This is a genomic window from Streptomyces sp. NPDC002754, from assembly GCF_053592315.1.
In genome coordinates, this window is sequence record NZ_JBSFVM010000049.1 from 21,590 (window position 1) to 29,022 (window position 7,433).

General features: G+C 68.8%; 5 protein-coding genes. 3 read left to right on the forward strand and 2 right to left on the reverse strand.

Features of this window, described 5'->3' with window-relative positions; genetic code table 11:
- Positions 1–137 precede the first annotated feature (137 nt).
- Entirely contained in the window at positions 138–2,228 is a 2,091-nt protein-coding gene (locus ACWD2L_RS39150; RefSeq protein WP_351345598.1) for a fructose-specific PTS transporter subunit EIIC, read from the reverse strand.
- 449 nt (positions 2,229–2,677) lie between these two features.
- Here ACWD2L_RS39150 and ahcY point away from each other — a divergent pair, with 449 nt between their 5' ends.
- Together ahcY and ACWD2L_RS39160 are read left to right on the forward strand one after the other, a co-directional pair.
- On the forward strand, positions 2,678–4,141 hold the full coding sequence (ahcY, locus tag ACWD2L_RS39155) for an adenosylhomocysteinase (RefSeq protein ID WP_351345596.1): 1,464 nt from the start codon (positions 2,678–2,680) through the stop codon (positions 4,139–4,141).
- 177 nt (positions 4,142–4,318) lie between these two features.
- On the forward strand, positions 4,319–4,933 hold the full coding sequence (locus ACWD2L_RS39160; protein WP_351345593.1) for a hypothetical protein: 615 nt from the start codon (positions 4,319–4,321) through the stop codon (positions 4,931–4,933).
- 10 nt (positions 4,934–4,943) lie between these two features.
- Here the strand turns inward: ACWD2L_RS39160 and ACWD2L_RS39165 are convergent, their stop codons facing one another.
- Complete coding sequence (locus ACWD2L_RS39165) at positions 4,944–5,936, reverse strand: RDD family protein (protein ID WP_351345590.1); 993 nt, start codon at positions 5,934–5,936, stop codon at positions 4,944–4,946.
- Between the two features lie 105 nt (positions 5,937–6,041).
- On the opposite strand from ACWD2L_RS39165, the gene ACWD2L_RS39170 reads away from it, so the two are divergent.
- Positions 6,042–7,049 carry a stage II sporulation protein M gene (locus tag ACWD2L_RS39170; RefSeq protein ID WP_351345587.1) on the forward strand — a complete coding sequence of 336 codons (1,008 nt, stop codon included), beginning with the start codon at positions 6,042–6,044 and terminating at the stop codon, positions 7,047–7,049.
- The last annotated feature ends 384 nt before the right edge of the window (positions 7,050–7,433 follow it).

Consider the following 7,433-nt stretch of genomic DNA (forward strand, 5'->3'; position numbering starts at 1 on the left):
ACTTCTGTACGTGGTTGGGGCCCGCCGGACTTCCCGGCGGGCCCCAACCACATACAGCGCTTCCTCTACTACGTGGATGGGGCGGCCGGCGAGTACGTACTCGCCGGCCGCCCCAACCACGTATCGGTCGATCCGGGCTACTGAACCTCCGCCAGCACCCGCAGGATCTCCGCCTCGTCCGGAGCCGCCTGCAGCCGCGCCCGGAAGTCCGTGTCCATCAGCTTGCGCGACAGCAGCGCCAGAATGCGCAGGTGCTCGTCGCCCGCGGCGGCCTCAGGCACCGAGATCATAAAGACGAGCCTGGCCTTGGTGCCGTCGAGCGAACCCCACTCGATGCCCTCGTCGGACCGTGCGAAGCAGACGACCGGGGCGGTCACCGCGTCCGTCTTGGCGTGCGGGATGGCGATCTCCTCGCCGAGCCCGGTCGTGCCCTGCTCCTCGCGCCGCAACGCGGTCTGCACGAGCTCCTCCAGGTCGGCGACCTTGCCGGTACCGGCGGCGAGGCCCGCCATCTCGCGGATGGCCGCTTCCTTGTCCTGCGCGCCCAACCGCACCTTGACGGTCCGGCCGGTGAGGTAGCCGGAGAGGACCTCGGGCTGCTGATCGGCGGCCGTACTCGCCCCTGCGGCGTGCGCCTCGTCGGCCGCCTGTGGCGAGGCGTTCGCGGACCCGGAGGCGACGGTCGCCGTGGCGTAGACATGGGGAGTGCCGGCGGGAGCGGCACCGTCCGTGGCGCCCTCACCGGACGCGACGGAGACTGTCGCGGCCTGCTTGGCGGCGGCACGGCGGTTGCTCGCGCCGACGAGCGCGTTCGTCGTCACGGCGGTGACCACCGTGCCCGCGACCATCGCGACGAAGAACATGGCGAGGCCGCTGATCGCTCCGAACACCGCGACGATCGGACCACCGTGCGGCACGGAGTCCTCGACCCCGGAGAGACCGGCGATCGCACCGGCGACCGCGCCACCCAGCATGTTCGCCGGGATGACCTGCGCCGGACGCGCCGCCGCGAACGGGATGGCTCCCTCCGAGATGCCGAAACAGCCCATGAACAACGCTGCGATACCCGCTTCGCGTTCCGCGTCCGTGTAGAGCTTGCGGCGGATCATCGTGGCCAGGCCCTGGCCGAGCGGCATGACCGGGATGGCCGCGGCGGCCATACCCATGACGGCGTTGTTCGTCCCGATCAGACCGACGGCGAACAGGAACGCGGTCTTGTTGACCGGCCCGCCCATGTCGAACGCGATCATCAGGCCGATGAGCGCGCCGAGCAGTACCGCGCTCGACCCGGTCATCCCGCCGAGGAAGTCGGTGAGATGCGTGAACACCCAGGAGATCGGCCCGCCGAGGATGTAGATGAAGGCGAGGCCGACGGCCAGAGTGGACGCGATCGGGACCACGATGATCGGCATGATCGGCTGGATGGCCTTCGGGACCTTGATCTTCCGGATCGCGATCACGAGGTAGCCCGCGAGGAAGCCGGTCACGATGGCGCCGAGGAAACCGGCATTGGCGTCGGAACCGTAGATGCTGGCGTCCGCGGCGAGGAAGCCACCGATCATGCCCGGCACCAGCGCGGGCCGGTCACCGAGCGCGTAGGCGATATAGCCGGAGAAGATCGGCAGCATCAGCTTGAAGCCGAGTGTGCCGAGCGCGTTGACGTTGAACCAGAACGTGTCCTTGGGGATCTGGATGCCGTCCGGCGTCGCGTGACCGCCGATCGCCAGGGATACGGCGATCAGCAGACCGCCGACGACGACGAACGGGATCATGAAACTGACGCCGTTCATCAACGCCTTGTACGCCGCACTGCGCGCCTTGCCGCCGGACGCCGCGGCCTCCTGCGCCGCACCGCCCTCGGAGCCGGCCACGGGCGCGCTCTGGACCCGCTCGATCAGCTGCTCGGGGTGGCTGATGCCCTCCGACACGCCGACCGACAGCACCCGCTTACCGGCGAACCGGGCGCGGTCAACGTCCTTGTCGGCGGCGATGATGATGCCGTCGGCGCCTCTGACATCGTTGTCAGTGAGGACGTTCTCGGCCCCGATGGACCCTTGCGTCTCCACCTTCATGTCGATGCCCGCGGCGTCGGCTGCCTGCTGCAGCTTCTCCGCCGCCATATAGGTGTGCGCGATGCCGGTCGGACATGCGGTCACCGCGAGCAGCTTCAACTTCTTCTGCTGCTCGACGGCCCCTCCGCCCGCGTGGGGGTCGGCCGGACTGGTCACGTGGCTCTCCTTCAAGCGTTCCGTGCAAGAGCGCACAGATCTTTGCGTCTCTCCCAGCATGGTGCAACACATGCGCACAGGGTCGACAGCCCGAAGGTCCCGGATCCGCCGGCCCGTGGTCACGTATCCCGATTTCTGCCCGGTACCTCCCGCCGAGGAGGCCCGGTCCGGAACTCGCGCGACCGGATCGAGAGGCGGGGTGGGTTCGGCTGGGCCGATCGGTGTAGCTTTGTACCGAGCCAGACGTCGCTGCTGATGGCGGTCGGGCGGCCCGTACGCCGGGTCGACCCCGAGGGAGAGAGGGCCTCCGACGAACTGCGCTGCGAACGCCAGGGGACACCTGTGTCCCAGGACGCCGCAGGTCAGCCCTACGCGCATCGCCCGTACCGTGGGCAGGCGCCGTCAGCCCACCTCGACCGACTGCAACAGCACCGAGGAGCAGCTCACTTATGACTTCTGTCGCCAACCGACAGGACCAGGACTTCAAGGTCGCCGACCTCTCCCTCGCCGCCTTCGGCCGCAAGGAGATCACCCTCGCCGAGCACGAGATGCCCGGCCTCATGTCGATCCGCAAGGAGTACGCCGCCGCGCAGCCCCTGGCGGGCGCCCGCGTCACCGGCTCCCTGCACATGACGGTCCAGACGGCCGTCCTCATCGAGACCCTCGTCGCGCTCGGCGCCGACGTCCGCTGGGCCTCCTGCAACATCTTCTCCACGCAGGACCACGCCGCCGCGGCCATCGCCGTCGGCCCGAACGGCACGCCGGATGCCCCCCAGGGCATCCCGGTCTTCGCCTGGAAGGGCGAGACGCTCGAGGAGTACTGGTGGTGCACGGAGCAGGCTCTGACCTGGCCGAACACCCCCACCGGCGGGCCGAACATGATCCTCGACGACGGTGGTGACGCCACCCTCCTCGTCCACAAGGGCGTCGAGTACGAGAAGGACGGCAAGGTCCCCTCGGTCGACACCGCCGAGTCCGACGAGCACCGCGTCATCCTCCAGCTCCTGAACCGCACGATCTCGAACGGTTCGCAGAAGTGGACCCAGCTCTCCTCCGAGATCCGCGGTGTCACGGAGGAGACCACGACCGGCGTCCACCGTCTGTACGAGATGCAGCGCGACGGAGTCCTCCTGTTCCCGGCGATCAACGTGAACGACGCCGTGACCAAGTCGAAGTTCGACAACAAGTACGGCTGCCGCCACTCGCTCGTCGACGGCATCAACCGCGCCACGGACGTCCTCATCGGTGGCAAGACCGCCCTCATCTGCGGCTACGGCGACGTGGGCAAGGGCTGCGCTGAGTCGCTGCGCGGCCAGGGCGCCCGCGTGATCGTCACCGAGGTCGACCCGATCTGCGCGCTGCAGGCGGCGATGGACGGCTTCCAGGTCGCGACGCTCGACGAGGTCGTCGACAAGGTCGACATCTTCGTCACGACGACCGGCAACAAGGACATCATCATGGCCTCGGACATGGCCAAGATGAAGCACCAGGCGATCGTCGGGAACATCGGCCACTTCGACAACGAGATCGACATGGCCGGCCTGGCGAAGATCGACGGCATCGTCAAGGACGAGGTCAAGCCGCAGGTCCACACCTGGACGTTCCCCGACGGCAAGGTCCTCATCGTGCTCTCCGAGGGCCGCCTGCTGAACCTGGGCAACGCGACGGGCCACCCGTCCTTCGTGATGTCCAACTCGTTCGCGGACCAGACGCTGGCCCAGATCGAGCTCTTCACCAAGCAGACCGAGTACCCGACCGACGTGTACGTGCTGCCCAAGCACCTGGACGAGAAGGTCGCCCGCCTCCACCTGGACGCGCTCGGCGTGAAGCTGACGACGCTCCGCCCGGAGCAGGCCTCGTACATCGGCGTCGAGGTAGAGGGCCCGTACAAGCCGGACCACTACCGCTACTGAGCCACCAGCCGCCCGCCGGCCGACCGCTTCGCAGGACAGGCCCCCGCACCCCCGTGTCGGGGGCCTGTCCCGTGTCCGCACACACCGCTGGCTACGGTGGACACGTCCTTCGACGACCGCCGGCTCCGCACCTGAAGGCGGCCGTCACCAGGCCAGACAGAGGACCCCACGAACGCCATGCCCCGCGGCCGTTATTCGCTCCACGATCTGCACGATCACACCCCCCTCGGCGAAGAACACTTCCAGTGCGCGCCCGGCCCTTCCGGCTGGCGCTATGTAGCGCAACGGACCACCCCCTCCGGCGACCACGCCGGCTCGATCGACCTCGCCCTCGACGAACTCGGCCGCCCCATACGCCTCGAACTGAATGCCGCGAGCTGGCAGGTGAGAGGCGCCGCAATCGACGGCGTCACCTGGGTCCGCACCGACCCCACCGGCACTCACGCCACTGAAGGAAACGCCCCCGCGCACGCGTTCACGGGAACATCCCCCGCGTTCCTCATCGCCACCGCACGACTGCTCGCCCTCACCCCCGCTTCCCCGCCGACCCGCGTCCGCCTCGTCGCCCTGACGGATCCCGTCCTCGCACCCCTCACGGTGGACCAGTCCTGGACCCTGCTGAACAGCGAAGCACACGCCACTGACAACGGACCGCTGACCGTGGACGAATACCAGGTCACAGCCCTGGACACGGGCGAGCAGCAGGCGGTCCACATCAGCGGCGACGTGGTCCTCGCGGCCCCCGGCATCGAGCTGGAGGACCTCGAGACCCCGCCGTCGGCGTTCCGCTGACTCCGCCCGCTCAGGCCGGCGGCACGAACCCGGTGGCCGGCCCGTCCGAACTCCCGGGCCCTGCCGGGGCGTTGTCGCTCGGGCGGGGGCTCGTGACCTGTGCGGGCGAGACGACGGGGCCGGGCGCAGGGGCCGGGGGAACGGGAGGGGCGAAAGTGGTGACGGGCGGCACGGGCCCGGCGGCCTCCGCGTACCCGCCGTACCGCCCGAGACCCGCACCGGTCACGGGCGAAGCCTGCTGCCCACCCGCGGCGTTCGCTCCGAGTGCGCGCTGAGCCTCCCGCGACTGCCGCTCGTGCGTCACGGCCGCCAGAAACGCGGCAGGCGGCATGTCACTCGGCACCGGCGCCCCCGTGAGCGCGGCAAGCTCGCCCGCGAGCCGCTCGGCCATCCCCCACCCCACCTGCGGATCCAACTGCCCCATCCGCGTCAGGTACTGCCGCACCGCGAGCCACAGCCCCTCCGGCACGGCCGACAGATCCAGCTCGGCGAACCTTCCCACCAGCCACGGCGGAGGAGGCGGCACAAACGCCAACTGCCCGGTCGGCACCCTTTCCCGTACGACAAGGGTCCCGGCGAAAACGTCCCCGACTCGTCGGCCCCGCGCGGACACGAGTGAAGCGACGCAGGCCACGACCCCGAAGGTCATGAGGATCTCCACGACCCCGACGGCTCCCCGCACCAAGGCGTGCCGGAACCGGATCGGCCCGCCGTCGTCCCGCACGACGCGCAGCCCGCACGCGAGCTTCCCCAGCGACCGTCCATGGCTCAACGTCTCCACGGCGATCGGGATCCCGACCAGCACCAACAGAAACGTCGCCACCGCGACGGCCGCGGCCGCGGCGTCGTCGAGCGAGCCGGTCGCAGCCGCGAACGCCATGGTCACCGCGATATAGACGGCGAACGCCACCGCCAGGTCGATGAGCACGGCAAGCGCCCGACTCGGCAACTTCGCGGGTCGCAGCTCAAGCGCCACCGCCTCACCCGTCACCAGCTCACTCACGCCGGCCACCCACCCTTCAACGAGCTGCCCCAGGAACCGCCAGTCTGCCAAGCTGAAGGACCATCGCGCCGAACAGGTGCCGGAAAGCGAGGAGCAGCAGACCGGATGGACCTCGACGTCTTCGTGTCCGCCCACCGGGCCGAGTGGGACCGACTGGACGCTCTGCTGCGCCGCCGACGCCGACTCACCGGCACAGAGGCGGACGAACTGGTGACCTTGTACCAGCGCACTGCCACCCACCTCTCGCTCATCCAGTCGAGCGCACCTGACCCCCGGGTGATCGGCCGTCTCACCCAACTCGTGGCACGCGCGCGTAGTGCCGTGACGGGCACCCGCCGCGCTTCATGGCGCGACGTGACGCGCTTCTTGACCCGCGGTTTCCCGGCAGCGGTCTACAGGGCGCGCCACTGGTGGGTCCCCACCGCACTGCTCTCGACCGCGACAGCCGCCCTCATCGGCTGGTGGATCGCCACCCACCCCGAAGTCCAGGCCTCCATCGCGGCGCCTTCCGAGCTCCGCGAGATGACCCGCCTCGGCGGCCAGTACGAGACGTACTACTCGAGCCACCCGGCCGCCTCGTTCGCCGCCCAGGTCTGGACGAACAACGCTCAGGCCGCCGCCATGTGCCTGGTTCTGGGCGTCTTCCTGGGCCTGCCGGTCCTGTGGATCCTCTTCCAGAACATGCTCAACGTAGGTATGGGCATCGGCCTGATGGCCTCCGTCGGACGCCTCGACACCTTCCTGGGCCTGATCCTCCCGCACGGCCTGCTCGAACTGACCGCGGTATTCGTAGCGGCCGGGGCCGGACTCCGCCTCGGGTGGACCGTGATCGATCCGGGCCCCCGCACGCGCAGGACGGCCCTGGCCGAAGAGGCCCGCGCGGCCCTCGGCATGGCCATCGGGCTGGCCCTGGTCCTGTTCATCTCCGGGGCCATCGAAGGTTTCGTCACCCCGTCCGGCCTCCCGACCTGGGCCCGCATCGGTATCGGCATCACAGCAGAGCTGGCCTTCCTGACGTACGTCTATGTACTCGGCGGCCGAGCGGTTCGTACGGGAGAAACGGGCGATGTCGCCACGGATGAGCGCAGTGCCCTGTTGCCCACGGCCGCCTGATGTGCGAACAACCCCGCTGACCTGCTAGTCTCCTCTTCGCCCCGGAAAGACCGTTGACACGGACAGACCGGGGAGGTAGATTCGAACAGTTGCCCCGAACTCGACAGGTTCGATTGCAACGGCTAGTATCTAGCGCGCTTCACGAAATTCAATTCTTCGAGAAGCCCCTCCCGATTAATCGGAAACCCTGAGCCGGCCAGTCTGGCCCAAAACTTCTGATAAAGTCGGCACCGCCGAAAGGCAAAGGCCTCCAACGGCCACCGGAATTGAAATCCGAACCGGAAACGGAACGGAATACGGATCTGGTAGAGTTGGAAACGCAAGAACAGAAAGACCGAAGGGAAGCGCCCGGAGGAAAGCCCGCGAGGGTGAGTACAAAGGAAG

Excerpts from the sequence above, each read along its gene's own strand:
- ACWD2L_RS39160 (WP_351345593.1), top strand. The coding sequence starts at position 4,319 with ATGCCCCGCGGCCGTTATTCGCTCCACGATCTGCACGATCACACCCCC.
- ahcY (WP_351345596.1), top strand. The coding sequence starts at position 2,678 with ATGACTTCTGTCGCCAACCGACAGGACCAGGACTTCAAGGTCGCCGAC.
- ACWD2L_RS39170 (WP_351345587.1), top strand. The coding sequence starts at position 6,042 with ATGGACCTCGACGTCTTCGTGTCCGCCCACCGGGCCGAGTGGGACCGA.